The sequence below is a fragment of the Paraburkholderia phenazinium genome, from assembly GCF_900142845.1.
Taxonomy (GTDB): Bacteria; Pseudomonadota; Gammaproteobacteria; order Burkholderiales; family Burkholderiaceae; genus Paraburkholderia; species Paraburkholderia phenazinium_A.
Window position 1 is genome coordinate 359060 of sequence record NZ_FSRU01000003.1, and the last position, 18717, is coordinate 377776.

The 18717-nt window shown below is 62.9% G+C and carries 17 protein-coding genes; 14 read left to right on the forward strand and 3 right to left on the reverse strand.

The features are described from left to right. Nucleotides 1-19 precede the first annotated feature (19 nt). Nucleotides 20-1357, reverse strand: coding sequence for an omega-aminotransferase AptA (locus BUS12_RS35200; protein WP_074302119.1), 1338 nt, complete (start codon nt 1355-1357; stop codon nt 20-22). A 362-nt stretch (nt 1358-1719) separates the two neighbouring features. On the opposite strand from BUS12_RS35200, the gene urtA reads away from it, so the two are divergent. The 14 genes from urtA (at nt 1720) to ureG (ending at nt 16496) form a co-directional block, all read left to right on the forward strand. Then, complete coding sequence (gene urtA, locus BUS12_RS35205; RefSeq protein WP_074302120.1) at nt 1720-3018, forward strand: urea ABC transporter substrate-binding protein; 1299 nt, start codon at nt 1720-1722, stop codon at nt 3016-3018. A 159-nt stretch (nt 3019-3177) separates the two neighbouring features. Further along, nucleotides 3178-4803, forward strand: a complete 1626-nt coding sequence (urtB, locus tag BUS12_RS35210; protein WP_074302121.1) for an urea ABC transporter permease subunit UrtB — start codon at nt 3178-3180, stop codon at nt 4801-4803. Nucleotide 4804: 1 nt separating this feature from the next. Beyond that, the gene (gene urtC, locus BUS12_RS35215; RefSeq protein WP_074302122.1) at nt 4805-5995 is read left to right on the forward strand and encodes an urea ABC transporter permease subunit UrtC; all 1191 of its coding nucleotides are present in this window, start codon (nt 4805-4807) and stop codon (nt 5993-5995) included. Beyond that, complete coding sequence (gene urtD, locus BUS12_RS35220) at nt 5992-6855, forward strand: urea ABC transporter ATP-binding protein UrtD (protein WP_074302123.1); 864 nt, start codon at nt 5992-5994, stop codon at nt 6853-6855. Before urtC ends, urtD begins: the two co-directional genes overlap by 4 nt. Before the next feature lie 745 nt (nt 6856-7600). After that, a protein-coding gene (locus tag BUS12_RS35230) for an IS3 family transposase (protein WP_253190019.1) occupies nt 7601-8736 on the forward strand; the annotation gives its coding sequence in 2 pieces (ribosomal slippage) (nt 7601-7859 and nt 7859-8736; 1137 coding nt in all). 186 nt (nt 8737-8922) lie between these two features. Further along, nucleotides 8923-9615, forward strand: coding sequence for an urea ABC transporter ATP-binding subunit UrtE (gene urtE, locus BUS12_RS35235; protein WP_074302124.1), 693 nt, complete (start codon nt 8923-8925; stop codon nt 9613-9615). 144 nt (nt 9616-9759) lie between these two features. Further along, on the forward strand, nt 9760-10641 hold the full coding sequence (locus BUS12_RS35240) for an urease accessory protein UreD (protein ID WP_074302125.1): 882 nt from the start codon (nt 9760-9762) through the stop codon (nt 10639-10641). Between the two features lie 544 nt (nt 10642-11185). Further along, on the forward strand, nt 11186-11989 hold the full coding sequence (locus tag BUS12_RS35245; protein ID WP_074302126.1) for a transporter substrate-binding domain-containing protein: 804 nt from the start codon (nt 11186-11188) through the stop codon (nt 11987-11989). Nucleotides 11990-12150: 161 nt separating this feature from the next. Further along, on the forward strand, nt 12151-12453 hold the full coding sequence (gene ureA / locus BUS12_RS35250; RefSeq protein ID WP_074266173.1) for an urease subunit gamma: 303 nt from the start codon (nt 12151-12153) through the stop codon (nt 12451-12453). A gap of 19 nt (nt 12454-12472) precedes the next feature. Further along, a complete protein-coding gene (locus BUS12_RS35255) occupies nt 12473-12778 on the forward strand; it encodes an urease subunit beta (RefSeq protein ID WP_074302127.1) in 306 nt (101 codons plus the stop codon). 70 nt (nt 12779-12848) lie between these two features. Further along, on the forward strand, nt 12849-14555 hold the full coding sequence (ureC, locus tag BUS12_RS35260; protein ID WP_074302128.1) for an urease subunit alpha: 1707 nt from the start codon (nt 12849-12851) through the stop codon (nt 14553-14555). 2 nt (nt 14556-14557) lie between these two features. Continuing rightward, entirely contained in the window at nt 14558-15169 is a 612-nt protein-coding gene (ureE, locus tag BUS12_RS35265; protein ID WP_074302129.1) for an urease accessory protein UreE, read from the forward strand. Then, complete coding sequence (locus BUS12_RS35270; protein WP_074302130.1) at nt 15156-15836, forward strand: urease accessory protein UreF; 681 nt, start codon at nt 15156-15158, stop codon at nt 15834-15836. Before ureE ends, BUS12_RS35270 begins: the two co-directional genes overlap by 14 nt. 12 nt (nt 15837-15848) lie before the next feature. Further along, nucleotides 15849-16496: an urease accessory protein UreG gene (gene ureG / locus BUS12_RS35275; RefSeq protein WP_074302131.1), complete on the forward strand. Its 648-nt coding sequence runs from the start codon at nt 15849-15851 to the stop codon at nt 16494-16496. A 34-nt stretch (nt 16497-16530) separates the two neighbouring features. Here ureG and BUS12_RS35280 read toward each other — a convergent pair whose 3' ends face one another. Beyond that, the gene (locus tag BUS12_RS35280; protein WP_074302132.1) at nt 16531-17283 is read right to left on the reverse strand and encodes a Fic family protein; all 753 of its coding nucleotides are present in this window, start codon (nt 17281-17283) and stop codon (nt 16531-16533) included. 113 nt (nt 17284-17396) lie between these two features. After that, complete coding sequence (waaA, locus tag BUS12_RS35285; RefSeq protein WP_074302133.1) at nt 17397-18698, reverse strand: lipid IV(A) 3-deoxy-D-manno-octulosonic acid transferase; 1302 nt, start codon at nt 18696-18698, stop codon at nt 17397-17399. Nucleotides 18699-18717: the final 19 nt, after the last annotated feature.

Here is an 18717-nt window from a genome sequence, read left to right on the forward strand (position 1 = left end):
GCCACGCCGACCGCGCTTCCTAAGCCACCTCCTTCAACACCTCCCCCACCGTGGCAAAAATCTCCGCGATCTGCCCGTCCTCAACGATAAGCGGCGGCGAGAACGCCAGAATATCCCCCGTATAACGCGTCAACACGCCCTTCTCATAGCAGCGCACAAACACGTCATACGCCCTGGCCCCGGGCGCTCCCTCACGCGGCGCCAGTTCCACCCCACCCACCAGACCCAGATTACGCACATCGATCACATGCCGCGCATCGCGCAGCTTGTGAATCTCCCGCTCGAACACCGGCGCCATCCGCGCCGCGCGCTCGAACAAACCCTCGCGCTCGTACAGATCGATCGTCGCGCACGCCGCCGCAGCCGCAATCGGATGCCCTGAATAGGTATAGCCATGAAACAGTTCGATGCCGGCCGGCGCCCCGTCGACGATCGCGTCGTGAACCTTTGCACTCGCCGCCACCGCCCCCATCGGCGCGGCGGCGTTGTTGGTGCCTTTGGCCATCGTCAGCAGATCGGGCGTCACGCCAAAATACTGCGCGGCAAACGGCGCCCCAAGCCGGCCCCAGCCGGTGATCACCTCGTCGAAGATCAGCAGGATGCCGTGCCGGTCGCAGATCTGGCGCAGCCGCTCCAGATACCCCTCAGGCGGAATCAGCACACCGGTCGACCCCGCTACCGGCTCGACAATCACCGCCGCAATCGTCGACGCGTCGTGCAGCGTCACGATGCGTTCCAACTCATCGGCCAGGTGCGCGCCCCACTTGGGCTGCCCCTTCGAAAACGCCGCCTCCCTGATATTGAGCGTATGCGGCAAATGATCGACCGCAGGCAGCAAGCCGCCCGAGAACGCCTTGCGGTTCGGCGCAATCCCGCCCACCGAGATGCCGCCGAAGCCCACGCCGTGATACCCCCGCTCCCGCCCGATGAAGCGCGTGCGTTGCCCCTCGCCCCGTGAGCGGTGATACGCCAGCGCGATCTTCAACGCGGTATCGACGGCCTCCGAGCCCGAGTTCACAAAGAAGATGTGCTTCAGGTCGCCGGGCGTGTGCCGGGCAATCTTCGTGGCTGCCTCGAAGGCCTTCGGGTGCCCCATCTGGAAGGTGGGGGCGAAATCCATCTCGGCCGCCTGCGCCTGCACCGCCGCCACGATCTCGTCGCGGCAGTGGCCGGCGTTGACGCACCAGAGGCCCGCGGTGCCGTCGAGAATGCGCCGCCCGTCGTGCGACGTGTAGTACATCCCTTTCGCGCTCGCCAGCAGGCGCGGCGCGCTCTTGAACTGACGGTTCGCCGTGAAGGGCATCCAGAACGCGGCCATATCCGGGGGATTGGCGCTCGTTGTCACGCGCTCGTTCATTTCGTGTCTCCTCGCAAGGTGGGTCTTTCAGTGTAGGCAGTCGCACGCTCATGCACAAAGGCGCGGCGGAGATGCACCGTGGCCGCTCCTTGGCGGCGAAGGACGCTTCGTTGCAGCGCGGCACGCACCGCAAGGAGGCGGGTCGCCGCGAAATGCACCAGTTTTGCGCTCAGCGCGCATAACGCCACAGAATTAACCCGCACAGCACGACCGCATCGCAGCGTGCATCCCGCCCCTTGACGGTCAGTTTTACCACTTGGCATGTGCCTTGCAGTAGTGGTCGGGCAAACCATGCAGGACAGCCTTTCATGGCTGGAATCGACGCCCATAAAACACTCTTCACTAATGGCAAGGGGTAGCAAATGAAACGTCGCAGTCTGTTGAAGCTCGGGTCAATGTCTGGCGCCTTGGCGCTCGCCGGCCAGAGTCCGTTTGCTAATGCGCAATCCGCCACGGGGCCGATCAAGGTCGGCATCCTGCATTCGCTATCGGGCACGATGGCAATTTCGGAGACCTCACTGAAAGACACCGCCTTGATGACCATTTCGGAAATCAACAAGAGCGGTGGCGTGATGGGCCGGCAGATCGAGCCGGTCGTGGTGGACCCGGCCTCGAACTGGCCGCTGTTCGCCGAGAAGGCACGCCAGCTCATCACCCAGGACAAGTGCGCGGTGGTGTTCGGCTGCTGGACCTCGGTGTCGCGCAAGTCGGTACTGCCGGTGTTCGAAGAACTGAACGGCCTGCTCTTCTATCCGGTGCAGTACGAAGGCGAAGAAATGTCGCGCAACGTGTTCTACACGGGCGCAGCGCCGAACCAGCAGGCGATTCCGGCCACCGAATACCTGATGAGCGCCGAAGGCGGCGGCGCCAAGCGTTTCTTCCTGCTCGGCACGGACTATGTCTATCCGCGTACGACCAACAAGATCCTGCGCGCGTTCCTGCAGTCGAAAGGCGTCCAGGACGCCGATATTCAGGAGGTCTACACACCGTTCGGCCACAGCGACTATCAGACCATCGTCGCGAACATCAAGACCTTCTCGCAAGGCGGCAAGACTGCGGTGATCTCGACGGTCAACGGCGACTCGAACGTGCCGTTCTACAAGGAACTCGGCAACCAGGGCCTGAAAGCAACGGACGTGCCGGTGGTAGCGTTCTCGGTCGGCGAAGAAGAACTGCGCGGCATCGACACCAAGCCGCTGGTGGGCAACCTCGCGGCATGGAACTACTTCATGTCGCTGCGCAATCCGGAGAACACCAAGTTCAAGGCGATGTTCGCCAAGTGGGTCAAGGACAACAACCTGCCCGGCGGCGACAAGCGCGTGACGAACGATCCGATGGAAGCCACCTTCGTGGGCATCCATATGTGGAAGCAGGCGGTTGAAAAAGCCAAGAGCACGGATGTGGACAAGGTGCGCGTGGCGATGATCGGCCAAAGCTTCAACGCACCGTCAGGCTTCGTGCTGACGATGGACGGCAATCACCATCTGCACAAGCCGGTGATGATCGGCGAAGTGCGTGCCGACGGCCAGTTCAACGTGGTGTGGCGCACCAAGACGGCCATTCGTGCGCAGCCGTGGAGCCCGTTCATTGCAGGCAACCAGGGCAAGCCGGATGTGGTCAGTTCGATTCCGGCGTTCCTGCGCCGTTCGCGGGTGGCCTGACGTAACGGAGGGCGTGCAGCGCACGCCCGCACAGGTCCAGTTGCGCCGGAGGATTCAGGCCGACTGGACGACGCACCCGCCTCACTAGCGACCCGACGGCGCGGCATCTCTGGCGGATTCGATGCCGCGCCGCCTGCCGGTCAATCTTCAAAGGGCATCATGGCGTTTTCCATTTTGAGGCTCACACGGCGCAGTATCGGTGCGCTGGGTATCGCGCTCATCACCGTCGCACCGCTGGCGGCGTTTGCGCTGACCCCAGCCGACGTCGCGCCGCTCGCCGCCGACGACTTCGACGCGAAATCCGCGGCGATCGACAAACTGATCGCCAATCACGACGCGCCGTCGCAAGCGCTGCTCAAGGCATTGTCCGAGGACAATGCGCTCACGACCGACTCCGGCGAAGTGCTGATCCAGGACGGCGACACGACCAAAGACGTCATCACCGGCAAGACGGTCAGCGCACCCGATGCGCAACCAGTCACGCTGAACAATCTGCTGCGCTCGAAGGTGTCGGGCGCGCTGTCGGGTTCGCAACTCGACTCTCCGGATCTGGAAACGCGCCGCGCGGCGATTAACGCGCTGCTGCAGAATCCCGATCCTTCGATGAAACCGTTGATCGACGCGCAGCGCGCGAAGGAAACCGATCCGGGTCTCAAGAAGAAACTCGACACGCTATGGGCCATGACGGCGCTGCACAACAGCGACCCGGCAACGCGCCTTGAAGCCGTGCAGCTCGTGGCCGCGCGCCACGACCTCGACATGAACGAACTGCTGCGGCCGCTCGTCGCGAAGAAGCCCGACGGTACGTTCGTGGAAAGCGACGACCGGGTGCGTGCCGCTGCGCAGGCCGGCATCGACGAGCTCGACGCGATCCAGCGCCGCAGCCAGATTGCGGGCACGCTGTTCGCGGGCCTGTCGCTCGGCAGCGTGCTGCTGCTGGCCGCGCTGGGACTCGCCATCACGTATGGGCTGATCGGCGTCATCAATATGGCGCATGGCGAGTTCCTGATGATCGGTGCGTACGCAACGTATGTGGTTCAGAACCTGTTCCAGCGCTTCGCGCCTGGCGCTTTCGACTGGTATCCGCTGCTGGCGGTGCCGGCCTCGTTCGTGGCGGCGGCGCTGGTGGGCATGGTGCTGGAGCGGCTCGTGCTCAAACATCTGTATGGCCGTCCGCTCGAGACCTTGCTCACCACCTTCGGCATCAGCCTGATCCTGATCCAGGCGACCCGGATGATCTTCGGCGCGCAGAACGTGCAGGTCAGCAATCCGGCGTGGATGAGCGGCGGCGTCACCGTGATGCCCAGCCTGATCCTGCCGTATAACCGGCTGGCGATTCTGGCGTTCTCGCTGATCGTGGTCGGCATTGCCTGGGCGGTGCTGACGAAAACGCGCCTCGGCCTGTTCGTGCGCGCCGTGACGCAAAACCGCCGCATGGCTGCGTGCGTCGGTGTGCGGACGGCGCGAGTCGATTCGTACGCCTTTGCATTTGGTGCGGGCATTGCGGGCCTGGGCGGCTGTGCGCTTTCGCAGATCGGTAACGTCGGTCCGGATCTGGGTCAGAGCTACATCATCGATTCTTTCATGGCGGTGGTGCTGGGCGGCGTCGGTCAACTGGCCGGCACGGTGATCGGCGGCTTCGGACTCGGGCTGATCAGCAAGGCGATCGAACCGTTCTGGGGCGCTGTGCTCGCGAAGATCGCTGTGCTTGTCCTGATCGTGCTGTTCATCCAGAAGCGGCCGCAGGGGATGTTCGCCCTGAAGGGCCGCAGCGCGGAGGCATGAGATGACATCGGCAACCTCCCCCGCTTCCGTCACACCGTCCGGCACGGGCGCGCCACCAGGCACCGAACGTGCCGCGCAGTCGGGCTTCGCGCTGGGCTTGCCGCCGCGTCCCGCGCTGTTGTCGCGACCGGCATGGATCGCGCTGATTGCGCTGATCGTCGCGATCGGCCTGGGCGTGCCGTTCTCGGCGCTGGTACTGCCGGAAACGAGCGCGTTCCACCTGTCCGCGTACATGATGACGCTCACCGGCAAGTTCATGTGCTACGCGATCGGCGCACTCGCACTGGATCTCGTATGGGGTTATTGCGGCATCCTAAGCTTGGGACACGCACTGTTCTTTGCGCTGGGCGGCTACGCGATCGGCATGTACCTGATGCGTGCGATCGGTCACGACGGCGTCTATCAGAGCGATCTGCCCGACTTCATGGTGTTTCTGAACTGGCACGCGTTGCCGTGGTACTGGGAAGGCACGCAGCATCTCTGGTACGCGTTGCTGCTGGTGATCCTGGTGCCGGCCGTGATTGCCTGGGTGTTCGGCTTCTTCACGTTTCGCTCGCGAGTAAAGGGTGTGTACCTGTCGATCATCACGCAGGCCATGACGTTCGCCGCGATGTTGCTGTTCTACCGCAACGAAACCGGCTTCGGCGGCAACAATGGCTTTACGGACTTCAAGCGGATCGGCGGCTTTCCGATCACGCATCCGGGCACGCGCACGGCGCTCTTTCTGATCACGTTTGCGGTGCTGGTGCTGGCGTTTCTGGGTGCGCGGGCCATCGTGACCTCAAAGCTTGGACGCGTGGTCACAGCGGTGCGCGATGGCGAAACGCGGCTGATGTTTCTCGGCTACAGCCCGCTTGGCTACAAGCTGTTTATCTGGACGGTGTCGGCGATTCTGTGCGGGATTGCTGGGGCGCTGTATGTGCCGCAAGTTGGCATTATCAATCCGGGCGAGATGTCGCCGGGCAACTCGATTGAAATGGCGATCTGGGTGGCGGTGGGCGGACGCGGCACGCTGATTGGACCGATTATCGGAGCGTTTGCTGTGAATGGCGCGAAGAGCTTTTTCACGGCGAACTTCCCTGAATACTGGCTGTTCTTTCTCGGCTTGATCTTCGTGCTGGTGCCGTTGCTGCTACCGAACGGCATCATGGGGTTGCTCGAACTCGCGATGCGCAAGAGGGATCGCTCATGAACGAGAACCCGATGGTGCCTGACCTGGCTTTACCGGAAGACCCTGCAGAACACTCGCTGAGCGGCGTCGCGGATTTTGGGCGAGTGGTGACACCGGGCGAGATTGACGTGTCGCACGGGACGATTTTGTATCTTGAGGATGTGACGGTTAGCTTCGACGGGTTCCGGGCGTTGAATGCGTTGACGTTGTCGATCGATGTGGGCGAATTGCGCTGCATCATCGGGCCTAACGGCGCGGGCAAGACGACGATGATGGATGTGATTACGGGGAAGACTGAGCCGGATTCCGGCAAGGTGTTTCTTGGACAGACGATCGATCTCACGCGGATGAACGAGCCGTCGATTGCGCGAGCGGGGATTGGTCGCAAGTTTCAGAAGCCGACGGTGTTTGAGCAGCATCCGGTTTGGGAGAATCTCGAACTGGCGATGAAGGCTGACAAGGGATGGTGGGCTTCTTTGCGGGCGCGGCTGGATCGGGAGGCGCAGGCTCGGATTGAGGAGACGCTTTCGCTGATTCGTCTTGAGAGTGAGGCGAGGCGGTTGGCTGGGGAGTTGTCGCATGGGCAGAAGCAGCGGCTCGAGATTGGCATGTTGTTGATGCAGCAGCCGGCGCTTCTTCTGCTTGACGAGCCTGCGGCTGGCATGACCGATGATGAAACTATGCAGTTGGCCGAGCTTCTTAATCATCTTCGTGGCACTTGTTCGATGATGGTTGTGGAGCATGATATGGAGTTTGTTGCTGCTCTCTCTGGCGAGGCCGGGAAAGTCACCGTTATGGCTGAAGGACGTGTTCTCGCTCATGGCACGCTTGATGAAGTTAAGCAGGATGAGACTGTTATTGAGTCTTATCTGGGGCGGTGAGGGTTTTTTTTTGCCTGCGGCGGCTTTGTGGTTGGTGGTTGGTGGTTTGCGTTTGGGGTTGGCCTTTCCTTGCTTTCTTAGTGGTCTATTAGCGTTGCCCCTGTGCGGGGCAGCACTTACTTTCTTTGCCGCCGCAAAGAAAGTAAGCAAAGAAAGCGGGCTGCAACCGCTAGCTCGTAGTGAGCCATCTAGGTCCGCTACCGGAAACGGCCCAAAACGAGACAGTCTCTCGCACCACACTCGCCAGTGACAAAGGACTCATTCATCCCGCGTGCGCACCTCGTGCGCCCCGGTACGGTTCACCATACGGTTGCCCGCATTTGTCCGTTGCTCACCACAACGCCCCAAATGCTCACTGTAAGTGCCGTAGTTACAGAACAAGCTAGCTCGTAGTCACACCCCGGGACAGTTCGGCACACTTAGATTTCGCGGTTCGCGGTTGGCGGTTGATAGTGGTTAAAGGCGGTGCTAGCGGATAGCGTTTTGGTGGGGAGTTATGCCTGACGGCGGGGCGCGAAGCGCGACGCTGGAGCGGATGAGTGCCTTGTCACTAGCGTGGGTGGTGCGAGGGCGGGTCTTGTGTTGGGCCGTTCCCCGCAGCAAACCGGGATGGCTCACTACGAGCTAGCGGTGTGAGCCCGCTTTCTTTGCTTACTTTCTTTGCGGCGGCAAAGAAAGTAAGTGTGTAGTGGTCCAATGACTCTGGACACCTCTAAAGGGGATAATTCTCCAACCGAGGTGAGAAATGAGCAGACGGAACATAACTGACGAATTCAAGGCAGAAGCGGTGCAGCTGGTGGTTGCGCAGGGCTACTCGTTCGCGAAGGCCAGCGAAGCGCTAGGTGTTGGCGATACGGCGTTGCGGCGGTGGGTGGCGCAGTGGCGCGCCGAGCAGGTCCAGCCGCCGCGCACGCAGGTGCAGGTCAAAGCTGACCAGCGGCGTATCCGGGAGCTTGAGGCGCGGGTGGTCGAGCTTGAACGTGAGCGCGACATACTAAAAAAGTCCACGGCCTTCTTCGTCAAGGAACTGGATCGCTCCTCGAAGTGATCCGTTCGCTGAAGAAGGCCTGGCCGGTGAGTCTGATGTGCAGGTTGCTGAAGGTGCCGCGAAGCAGCTACTACGCGTTCGCGGGACGGGTTTGCAAGCCGGCAGCTTCACCCGCGCTACTCAGAACTGTGCGCCAGATCCACAGCGAGAGCCGCAGCAGTTACGGCAGTCGCAGGATGGCGCGGGCGCTGCAGCAGCAAGGTCACGCGATCGGACGCTACCGGGCCCGTTCGCTGATGCGCGAGGCGCAACTGGCGGTGGCGCGACGGCGAACGCACCGCTATCGCAAGGCCGAAGGTGAAGCACTGGTGGCGCCCAACCTGCTGGAGCGCAAGTTCGAGCCGGGTGCGATCAACCGGGTATGGGCCGGTGACATTACGTATGTGAGAACGCGGCAGGGCTGGTCCTATCTGGCGATCGTGATGGATCTGCATTCGCGTCGCATCGTGGGCTGGGCGTTTGCCTTGCAGGCGGATACCGAGCTGGTGATCCAGGCGCTACAGCAGGCCCGCAGCAGCCGGCGCCCAGCCCCCGGACTGATGTTCCACTCCGACCAGGGCTGCCAGTACACCAGCGAACGCTTCGTGAGTGATCTGAAGGCAAACGGGATGGTGCAGAGCATGAGCCGAAAGGGAAACTGCTGGGACAACGCGGTGGTCGAGCGCTTCTTCAGAAGCCTGAAGAGTGAATGGATCGGAGAACAGGAGTACTGCAGTCACGAACAGGCCCAGCGCGATATCGCGGGTTACGTGGCTGACTTTTACAACTACCGGCGCATCCATTCGGCGGCCAATGATTCGCCACCGGCGCGTTATGAGGCTTCTATTTACTGAAAACCCCTTTGTGGGTGTCCAAAGGGGCTTGACCACTACAGTGCTGCCCCGCACAGGGGCGAAGCTAATAGACCACTAACAAAGCAAGGAAAGGCCAACAAGGTAGGAACAACGACAAAACCAAGCCACCGCAGGCAAAACCCCCATCTGCAAGCAGCAAAAAAAGAACCCAGAGGACAAACAGCAATGCTAGAAGTGGAACACCTAAACCAGTACTACGGCGGCAGCCACATCCTCCGAGACGTGAAACTAACAGTACCAGACGGTAAGCTAACGGTACTATTAGGCCGCAACGGCGTAGGCAAGACAACGTTACTGCGTTGCCTGATGGGCGTCGTCCCAACAAAAAGCGGCGCAATCTCCTGGCGCGGCACGCCGCTAACGAAACTGCCAACGTATGCCCGCGTAGCAAACGGCCTGGCCTACGTCCCCCAGGGCCGCGACATCTTCCCGCGCCTGACGGTAGAAGAAAACCTGCTGGTAGGCGCCGCCAGCAAAAAAGCCCCATCCAAAATCCCCGACCGCATCTACGAACTCTTCCCAGTCCTAAAAGACATGCGCAGCCGCCGCGGCGGCGACCTGTCCGGTGGACAGCAGCAACAACTCGCCATCGGACGCGCCCTCATGAGCGAGCCGCAACTGCTCATCCTCGATGAACCCACCGAAGGCATTCAGCCCTCCATCATCCAGGACATCGGCCGCACCCTGCGTCAACTCGTCGAAGAAATGGGGCTCACCGTCCTCCTCGTCGAGCAGTACTACGACTTCGCCAAAGCCATCGCCGATCGCTACTGGGTCATGAGCCGCGGTGAAATCGTCGCCGGCGGCGAAGGCGCCAACATGGACGCCGACGGCGTACGCGCCCTGATCGCGGTGTGATAGCGAGACGTTCACGCGTGCTATCCTCGCCGCACATCCTCTCGGCACGCTCGTCGCTGCAGATCAGGTCAAGCGCATCCATGACCTCCGGCAACAAGCGTCCGTCAGGCAGTCGTCACGCACCGCCCTACTACGCCTACCCGCATGTCGCTTCATGAAAACCATGCCACGCTCGCGTCTGCGCATTGCGCCGCGCACGCAGAGTGGCGCGCCCGGCTCGAACTCGGCTTCGCGAAGCACGGTGAACGCACGACGCTCGCGCATCGTCTGCACGACGGCCCGCTGCGCGTGCAGCGTCCGCTCTACCCCGAAGGCCAGGCCGTCTGCCACGCGGTGATCGTGCATCCCCCTGGCGGCATCGCCGGGGGCGACCAGCTTCACATTGACGTGGCGCTCGAGGCCGGTACGCACGCGGTGCTCACCACGCCCGGCGCCACGAAGTGGTACAAGTCGAACGATCGTGCCGCACGCCAGCAGATCGAAGTTCGCGTTGGCGCTCATGCGAAGCTCGACTGGCTGCCGCAAAACAACATCGTGTTCGATCACGCCAACGCCACGCTCGACTTCACGCTGACCCTGGCCGAAGGCGCGACCGCGCTCGGCTGGGATGCGACGCAACTGGGCCGCCAGGCAGCGGGCGAGCGCTGGTCGGCCGGCACGCTGCGCGCTTCCTCGCGGATCGTCGGCCCGGACGGACAATTGCTCTGGCTCGAACGAGCCAACCTTGCCGCGGCCGATCCACTGCGCGACGTCCCCCAGGGCCTCGCAGGATTCCCCGCATACGGAACGTTATGGGCGGTGGGCTCCGCTTGCGACGACGCACTCGCCGAAACGCTGACGGCCGGACTTCCGTTTGACGACAGCTTGCGCGCAGCCGCCACCTGCGTCACACCGGGGGTAGTACTGATTCGCGCGGTAGCACGCTCAATGGAATCGCTGCAACGAGCGCTGACCGAGTGCTGGCTACAATTGCGTCCGATCGTGCATGGCGTGACGGCGGTACCGCTGCGAATCTGGACGACCTGAAAACGGATGGAAGTCCGCCCGCCGGACCGGCTAAGCCCGGGGCCACGATCTCGATGCCCCCACACCCACCGTTTGCGCATGGCCCATCTTCCGCGGAGCTTCCGGCGTGGACGAGGAGCGGCATAGTGAACCGTACCGTGGCGCACGAAGTGCGCACACGGGATGAATGAGCGCTTTGTCACTGACGGGAGAAATGCGAGAGCGGATCTCGTCTCGGACCACTCTGGGCGGCCAAACAGAGATGGACACCTACGAGCTAGCGGTGTGAGCCCGCTTTCTTTTGCCTACTTTTCTTTGCGGCGGCAAAGAAAAGTAGGTGCCGCCCCGCACAGGGGCAACGCTAATAGACCACGAAGAAAACAAGGAAAGGCCAACCAGGCACCAAACAGGAGCAAACAAGGCCCAGAAGAGGTGCAAGCCCACCGAAAACCCCGAGCATGCGCAGCCCCACCCCTCTGGCATACACCTTGCTCGCAAAAGCACCACGAACACTGCCGCACCAGACGGCAACCACCCAGCTCCGCCCACCACCGCTTAGACAGACATGACCCAACCATCGCACCGCCGTGCGCGCCGCACCTGGCTCGCCACCCTCCTGCTCGCACCGGCCCTGGCATTAACGACACCAGCGGCCCACGCCGACGCCCTGGACACCATCACCAAAGCCGGCGTACTAAAAGTCGCTGTCCCCGAGGACTATCCACCGTTTGGCTCAGTCGGCCCCGACATGCAACCGCAAGGCTACGACATCGACACGGCCGCGCTGCTCGCCAAGTCGATGAACGTCAAACTGCAACTGGTCCCGGTCAACAGCGCGAACCGCATCCCCTATCTACAGACCAATAAAGTCGACCTGGTGATCTCATCACTCGGCAAGACCCCCGACCGCGAGAAAGTAATCGACTTCTCGAACGCCTACGCCCCCTACTATCAGGGCGTGTTCGGCCCCGCCGACATCAAGGTGAGCGGCCCGGCCGATCTCACCGGCAAGACGGTCGGCGCGACGCGCGGCGCACTCGAAGAAATCGCCCTCACGCAGATGGCGCCGAACGCCACCATCAAGCGTTTCGAAGACAACAACGCCACCATCGCCGCGTTCCTCTCCGGTCAGGTGCAACTGATCGCCGCCGGCAATATCGTCGCCGCGGCCATCAATGCGAAGAATCCGCCACGTCGCCCAGAACCCAAGTTCGTCATAAAGGATTCACCATGCTTCGTCGGCATGAATAAAAATGAAAGCCGGCTGCTGGAGAAGGTCAACGCCGCCATCGCCCAAGCCAAGGCCGACGGCACGCTCAACACCATGTCGAAGAAGTGGTTCGGCGCGCCGCTGCCCGCAACGCTGTAAGCACATCGTTAGTTTTACTTGATATCTTTGTAAACTGATCTGGCGGTAAGCTTGTCGCGGTTCGTCCTGTGCCGGTCTCAGGGCGGACACCGCGACGCACGCCTCCGATGGCATCCGACGCCTGGCCCCTCTGGAACGGGCGCAACCCAACCACATATCCGATGAAGCTGACACCCCGCGAGAAGGACAAGCTGCTGATTTTCACAGCCGCGCTGCTGGCCGAGCGCCGCCGCGCGCGCGGCCTGAAACTGAATTACCCGGAGGCGATTGCGTTCATTTCGGCGGCGCTGATGGAAGCGGCGCGCGACGGCAAGACGGTCGCCGAAGTCATGCACTACGGCACCACGCTACTCACGCGCGACGACGTGATGGAAGGCGTGCCGGAAATGATTCCGGACATTCAGGTGGAAGCCACCTTCCCTGACGGCACGAAGCTCGTGACCGTCCACCATCCGATTCCTTGACCCCGCCCCGGAGCCCCTGATGATTCCCGGCGAAATTCTCACCGACGACGGCGAGCACGAACTCAACGCGGGCCGCGCGACGGTCACGGTCACCGTGTCGAACACCGGCGACCGTCCGGTGCAAATTGGTTCGCACTACCATTTTTATGAAGTGAATCCGGCGCTGTCGTTCGATCGCGAAGCGGCGCGCGGCTTCCGGCTGAATATCGCGGCAGGTACCGCCGTGCGTTTCGAGCCCGGCCAGGAGCGCACCGTCGAACTGGTCGCGCTGGCAGGCAACCGCGTCGTCTACGGCTTTAACGGCAAGGTCATGGGACCGCTCTGAGGCGTGGCATGAGCCCCGTCGTCAGCGCGCGTTGCGCACACCCGTCCTGCCACTTTCCGGATTTCACACCATGACTTTACGCATTGGCCGCCGCGCATACGCGGAAATGTTCGGCCCCACGACCGGCGATCGCGTGCGACTCGCCGACACCGATTTGCTGATCGAAATCGAACGCGACTACACGACCTACGGCGAAGAAGTGAAATTCGGCGGCGGCAAGGTGATTCGCGACGGCATGGGCCAGTCGCAACGCGTGCACGCCGACGTCGTGGATACGGTCGTGACCAACGCGGTGATCCTCGATCACTGGGGCATCGTCAAGGCCGATATCGGCATCAAGAATGGCCGTATCTTCGCAATCGGCAAGGCCGGCAATCCGGACATTCAACCCGGCGTGACGATTGCGATCGGCGCGGCCACCGAAGTGATCGCCGGCGAAGGGTTGATCGTGACGGCGGGCGGCATCGATACGCACATCCACTTCATCAGCCCGCAGCAGATCGACGAAGCCCTCACGAGCGGCGTGACGACGATGATCGGCGGCGGCACGGGTCCGGCAACCGGCACCAATGCCACCACCTGCACGCCGGGGCCGTGGCACCTCGAACGCATGCTGCAGGCCGCCGACGGCTATCCGATGAACATCGGCTTTCTCGGCAAGGGCAACGTGAGCCTGCCCGATCCCGCTACCGAGCAGATCGCCGCGGGCGCGATCGGTCTGAAGCTGCACGAGGACTGGGGGTCGACGCCGGCGGCGATCGACAACTGCCTGTCCGTCGCCGACGACACCGACACCCAGGTCGCCATCCATACGGATACGCTCAACGAAGCCGGTTTCGTCGAAGCGACGGTGGCTGCCTTCAAGGGCCGCACGATCCACACGTACCACACCGAAGGCGCAGGCGGCGGCCACGCACCGGACATCATCAAGGTCTGCGGCGAGGCGAACGTGCTGCCCTCGTCGACCAATCCGACCCGGCCGTACACCGTCAACACGCTCGAAGAGCACCTCGACATGCTGATGGTGTGCCACCACCTGGACCCGTCGATTGCAGAAGACATCGCGTTTGCGGAGTCGCGCATTCGCCGCGAGACGATTGCGGCCGAAGACATCCTGCACGACCTCGGCGCGCTGTCGATGCTGTCGTCCGACTCGCAGGCCATGGGACGGGTAGGCGAAGTGATCATCCGCACGTGGCAAACCGCGCACAAGATGAAGGTGCAGCGCGGCGCGCTGCCCGAGGACAACGCGCGCGCCGACAACTTCCGCGCCAAACGCTACGTCGCCAAGTACACGATCAATCCCGCCATCACGCATGGGATTGCGCACGAAGTCGGCTCGATCGAACCCGGCAAGTGGGCCGACCTGGTGTTCTGGGAACCGGCGTTTTTCGGCATCAAGCCGTCGTTGATCCTCAAGGGCGGCATGATTGCGATGGCGCAGATGGGCGATCCGAACGCCTCCATCCCGACGCCGCAACCGGTGCACTACCGCGAGATGTTCGCGACGCGCGGCGGCGCTTTGGCGCGCACCTCGCTGACCTTCGTATCGCAGATGAGCGCGGATGCGGGCATTGCCGAGCGCTACGGTTTGACCAAGCGCATCGTGCCGGTGAAGAACTGCCGCAACATCAGCAAGGCCGACATGATCCACAACGCGTGGCGTCCGGCGATCAGCGTCGATCCGGAAACGTATCAGGTGGTCGCGGACGGCCAGTTGCTGACCTGCGAACCGGCCACCGTGCTGCCGATGGCGCAACGCTACTTCCTGTTCTGACCATGCGCACTATCGACAAACTGATCGATCCGAAGATCAAGCTCGCCGCCGTACTGGTGAAGCGCGCGCCGACGCTCACGCTCGATTTCGACGCGCGCCGCAAGAGCCGTCTGGCGGCGACGCTCGATAACGGTGAAGAGGTGGCGCTAGTGTTGCCGCGCGGCACGGTGCTGCGCGACGGCGACGTGCTGGTGGCGCAAGACGGCACGCTGGTACGCGTGGTCGCCGCGGCCGAAGCGGTGTTGATGGTCACCGCGCGGGACCGGCTGACGCTCACGCGGGCGGCTTATCATCTGGGCAACCGGCACACGCCGGTTGAGGTGGGAGCGGAGTATCTGAAGCTCGAATACGATCCGGTGCTCGCCGATATGCTCAAGCGGATCGGCGCGCTGGTCGAGCAGGTCACGCTGCCGTTTCAGCCGGAGTCCGGGGCTTATGGCGGTGGGCATAAGCACGGGCATGACGAGACCTTTGCCGAGGACTATGCGCTCGCGCAGCAGGTTTATGGCGAGCATCATGGCCACGATCATGACCACGGGCATGACCATTCCCACGACCACAGCGATCACGACCACGGCCACGATCACGGCCATTCCAAGCATGCGCATCGCTGAACTCACGGCTTTGCTGCATCTCGCGTCGCCGGCGCTGCCGATCGGCGCGTTCAGCTATTCGCAGGGTCTCGAAGCCGCCATCGAAGCGCACCTGATCACCGACGCCGACAGCGCCCGCGACTGGATCGCGAGCGGTCTCACCGACGTCCTCGCGCTCGGCGAACTGCCGTTCCTCGCGCATCAGATCGAACGCTGGCAAGCGCATGACGCGACAGGCCTCGCGCTTGCCAACAGCGAATTCCTCGCGAGCCGCGAGTCCGCCGAACTGCGCCGCGAAACGGAACAGATGGGCTGGTCGCTGCGGCAGTTGTGCGTGTCGCTTGAATGGGGCGACGCCGAGCGCCGCGCCACGCTGGCGGCCATGACGCCCCTGGCGCAACCCACCGCCTTCGCGTTCGCCGCTTATGCTCACGACGTCTGCGCAGACGCAGCACTCGCCGCCTACGCCTTCAGTTGGGTCGAAAACCAGGCCGCAGCCGCGTTAAAAGCCGTCCCGCTCGGACAACTCGCAGGACAACGTATCATCGTCGCACTGCGTGCGCCTATCGACGCCGCCGTCCAACGCGCACTGGCCACGACCCCTGACGACATCAACACCTTCGCGCCGCAACTGGGCATCCTGTCGGCGCGTCACGAGTCGCAATACTCGCGGCTCTTCCGCTCATAGAAGATATCGATCATGAACGCACCTCAGCATCACACCGCTCATCGTACGAAGAAGCTGCCGCCGCTGCGTGTGGGCGTCGGCGGCCCGGTCGGCTCCGGCAAGACCACGCTGCTCGAGATGCTCTGCAAGGCGATGCGCGACCGCTACGACCTCGTCGCCATCACCAACGATATCTACACGAAGGAAGACCAGCGTCTGCTGACGGTGGCGGGCGCGTTGCCGGCCGAACGCATCATGGGCGTGGAAACGGGTGGCTGCCCGCATACCGCGATTCGCGAAGACGCCTCGATCAACCTGGAAGCCGTCGACCGCATGCTGACGCGCTTCCCCGATGCGGACATCGTCTTCATAGAATCGGGCGGCGACAACCTGGCGGCAACCTTCAGCCCGGAACTGTCGGACCTGACGATCTATGTGATCGACGTGGCCGGCGGCGAAAAGATTCCACGCAAAGGCGGCCCGGGGATCACGAAGTCGGACATTCTGGTGATCAACAAGACGGACCTCGCACCGATGGTCGGTGCGAACCTCGACGTGATGGCATCCGACGCGAAGAAGATGCGCGGCGAGCGGCCGTTCGTGATGTGCAATCTGAAGGCGCTCGACGGCCTGGATGAGGTGATTGCGTTTATCGAGAAGAAGGGGTTGTTGACGGTTTGATCTGAGCGCTCGCGTCGGATCGTCGCGGTGCGTCTTACCCGGACGCCGGATGGCATTGCGCGAGGAAGGCCATCATCTCGGTCGCATCCTTCGACGTATAGAAGTGCACCATCTTTTCGTTGAAATCGCCGGCGCGCTGTGCCGGGACACTGATGGCATCAATGCCGTTCGACATCAGCACGCCGTTCATCATAAAGCGGGACGTGCGCTTGTTTCCGTCAAAGAAAAACTGCTGCAGCGCGCCGAAAAGAAAAAAGGCACAGCCTCGCTCGAACGGATTCTCGACCTGTTCCGTTAGCGCATGCGCGCCTGCCGCAAAAACGCGATTCAGTTCGGGGGCACCTGCAATGGTAGGCAACGGCGTGTAACGCCCTTTTTCCCCCAATGCTACGTCCGGTGTGTAATGCGTTTCTTCCCCCTCACCACGGAACACCCCCCACTCGAGCGCCTCATTCCGCGCCACAATGCGATGCAGATCGCAAAACGTCACCTTATCCAGTGCGAACCGCTCTTGTTGAACAAGCAACAGTAGATACTTCGAGCTGTCCGCGAGATTCAGGATCTGCTCCTGATCGGATATCTTCCGGCCGCCGACAGTCACGCCATCGAGCAACGTCTTGACCTCGGGAAATGTGAACGGATTGCCCTCAAGTACGCTTGCATCCCAAACGAACTCCGGCAGCATCCGATGGAAGCGAAAGCAAACCCGTTTAGTCGAATGGGTTGGCAGATCGTTTGGAATCGCTGCGCGGTCCCACTGGAAGCCAAGGTCGGAAAAGAGCGTCATAAGTGGATCATGGAGAAAGCGTTGGGCAGCGCGCCAGCGTAAGCGTCGATAGCCATTGTTCGCAGAATATACGATTTACCGCCGCACAAAACCACCCAGCGCCCCCGCGCCGATCACTCCGGCACCAACGCCATCAACACATCCACCGTGCGCGCCGTCGCGCCACGATGGCGCGCGGCGAACGCCGACGCCGCGCCGCCCATCGCCGTGCGCCGCGCCTTGTCGTTGAACAGCTCGCGCAGCGCCCGGGCCAGATCCGCCGGATCCTGCACCTGCACCGCGGCCCCTGCCGCGACCGCATCGGCCGTGGCCTGCGTAAAATTGAACACATGCGGCCCGATCAACACAGGCACGCCCACCCCACACGCCTCGATCAGATTCTGCCCACCCAGCGGCAACAGACTCCCGCCGATAAACGCCAGATCCGACGCCGCATAGTAAGCGCCCAACTCGCCCATCGAATCGCCGAGCAGCACCGTCACGTTCGCCGGCAACGCCCGCGCCACACCCTGCGCCGAGCCGCCCGCCGCACCCGGCGCCCACGTCGAACGACGCTCATAACGCAGCCCCATCCTCTCGACCAGCGCCGCCACTTCGTTAAACCGCTGCGGATGACGCGGCACCAGAATCAGCAACGCGTCCTCGACGCCCAGCGCCGCAAACGCCTGCAGCACCAGCTCTTCCTCACCTTCGCGCGTGCTCGCCGCCACCCACACCGGGCGGCTGCCGATCGCCGCACGCCACGCATGACCACGCGCCGCGAGTTCAGGCGGCGTGGTCATGTCGAACTTGAGATTGCCGAGCACCGCCACGTTGCGCGCACCCAGCGCCGTCAAACGCTCGGCATCCGACGGACTCTGCGCCAGCACCCGCGAGAAGCCGCCGAATACTTCGCGCGTGCCCTTGCCGAACTTCGCCGCCCGCCTGAACGAGCGCGCCGACATCCGCGCATTGGTGAGCACCAGCGGCACATCGGCCCGCCGGCACTCGTCGATCAGTGTCGGCCACACTTCGGTTTCCATCACGAGTCCGAGCGACGGCCGCCACGCACGCAGGAAGCGTCGCACGGCATGCGGCATGTCGTACGGTACATAGCTGCGCAGCACGCGGTCGCCGAAGAGTTGCTCGCCGGTGGCGCGGCCACTCGGTGTCATATGCGTGAGCAGAATGCGCGCATCGGGCCGCGCTTTCAGCAGCGCCTCGATCAGCGGCTGCGCGGCACGCGTCTCGCCCACCGACACCGCATGCACCCAGATCAACGGCGCGTCGTCTTCCGGCAGCCGTCCGCGCGTATGGCCGAAACGCTCGCCGATATGCTCGCGATAGCCGCGCTCCTTGCGCGAACGGATCAACAGGCGCAGCACCGCGAGCGGCGCCACGATCCACCAGAGCACGTTATAGAGGGCTCTTAGCATCCGCACTCCGCGCTCACGT

What these genes read in the sequence shown, in the direction of transcription:
- BUS12_RS35200 (WP_074302119.1), bottom strand. Translation starts at nt 1,357, where the DNA reads ATGAACGAGCGCGTGACAACGAGCGCCAATCCCCCGGATATGGCCGCG.
- urtA (WP_074302120.1), top strand. Translation starts at nt 1,720, where the DNA reads ATGAAACGTCGCAGTCTGTTGAAGCTCGGGTCAATGTCTGGCGCCTTG.
- urtB (WP_074302121.1), top strand. Translation starts at nt 3,178, where the DNA reads ATGGCGTTTTCCATTTTGAGGCTCACACGGCGCAGTATCGGTGCGCTG.
- urtC (WP_074302122.1), top strand. Translation starts at nt 4,805, where the DNA reads ATGACATCGGCAACCTCCCCCGCTTCCGTCACACCGTCCGGCACGGGC.
- urtD (WP_074302123.1), top strand. Translation starts at nt 5,992, where the DNA reads ATGAACGAGAACCCGATGGTGCCTGACCTGGCTTTACCGGAAGACCCT.
- urtE (WP_074302124.1), top strand. Translation starts at nt 8,923, where the DNA reads ATGCTAGAAGTGGAACACCTAAACCAGTACTACGGCGGCAGCCACATC.
- BUS12_RS35240 (WP_074302125.1), top strand. Translation starts at nt 9,760, where the DNA reads ATGTCGCTTCATGAAAACCATGCCACGCTCGCGTCTGCGCATTGCGCC.
- BUS12_RS35245 (WP_074302126.1), top strand. Translation starts at nt 11,186, where the DNA reads ATGACCCAACCATCGCACCGCCGTGCGCGCCGCACCTGGCTCGCCACC.
- ureA (WP_074266173.1), top strand. Translation starts at nt 12,151, where the DNA reads ATGAAGCTGACACCCCGCGAGAAGGACAAGCTGCTGATTTTCACAGCC.
- BUS12_RS35255 (WP_074302127.1), top strand. Translation starts at nt 12,473, where the DNA reads ATGATTCCCGGCGAAATTCTCACCGACGACGGCGAGCACGAACTCAAC.
- ureC (WP_074302128.1), top strand. Translation starts at nt 12,849, where the DNA reads ATGACTTTACGCATTGGCCGCCGCGCATACGCGGAAATGTTCGGCCCC.
- ureE (WP_074302129.1), top strand. Translation starts at nt 14,558, where the DNA reads ATGCGCACTATCGACAAACTGATCGATCCGAAGATCAAGCTCGCCGCC.
- BUS12_RS35270 (WP_074302130.1), top strand. Translation starts at nt 15,156, where the DNA reads ATGCGCATCGCTGAACTCACGGCTTTGCTGCATCTCGCGTCGCCGGCG.
- ureG (WP_074302131.1), top strand. Translation starts at nt 15,849, where the DNA reads ATGAACGCACCTCAGCATCACACCGCTCATCGTACGAAGAAGCTGCCG.
- BUS12_RS35280 (WP_074302132.1), bottom strand. Translation starts at nt 17,283, where the DNA reads ATGACGCTCTTTTCCGACCTTGGCTTCCAGTGGGACCGCGCAGCGATT.
- waaA (WP_074302133.1), bottom strand. Translation starts at nt 18,698, where the DNA reads ATGCTAAGAGCCCTCTATAACGTGCTCTGGTGGATCGTGGCGCCGCTC.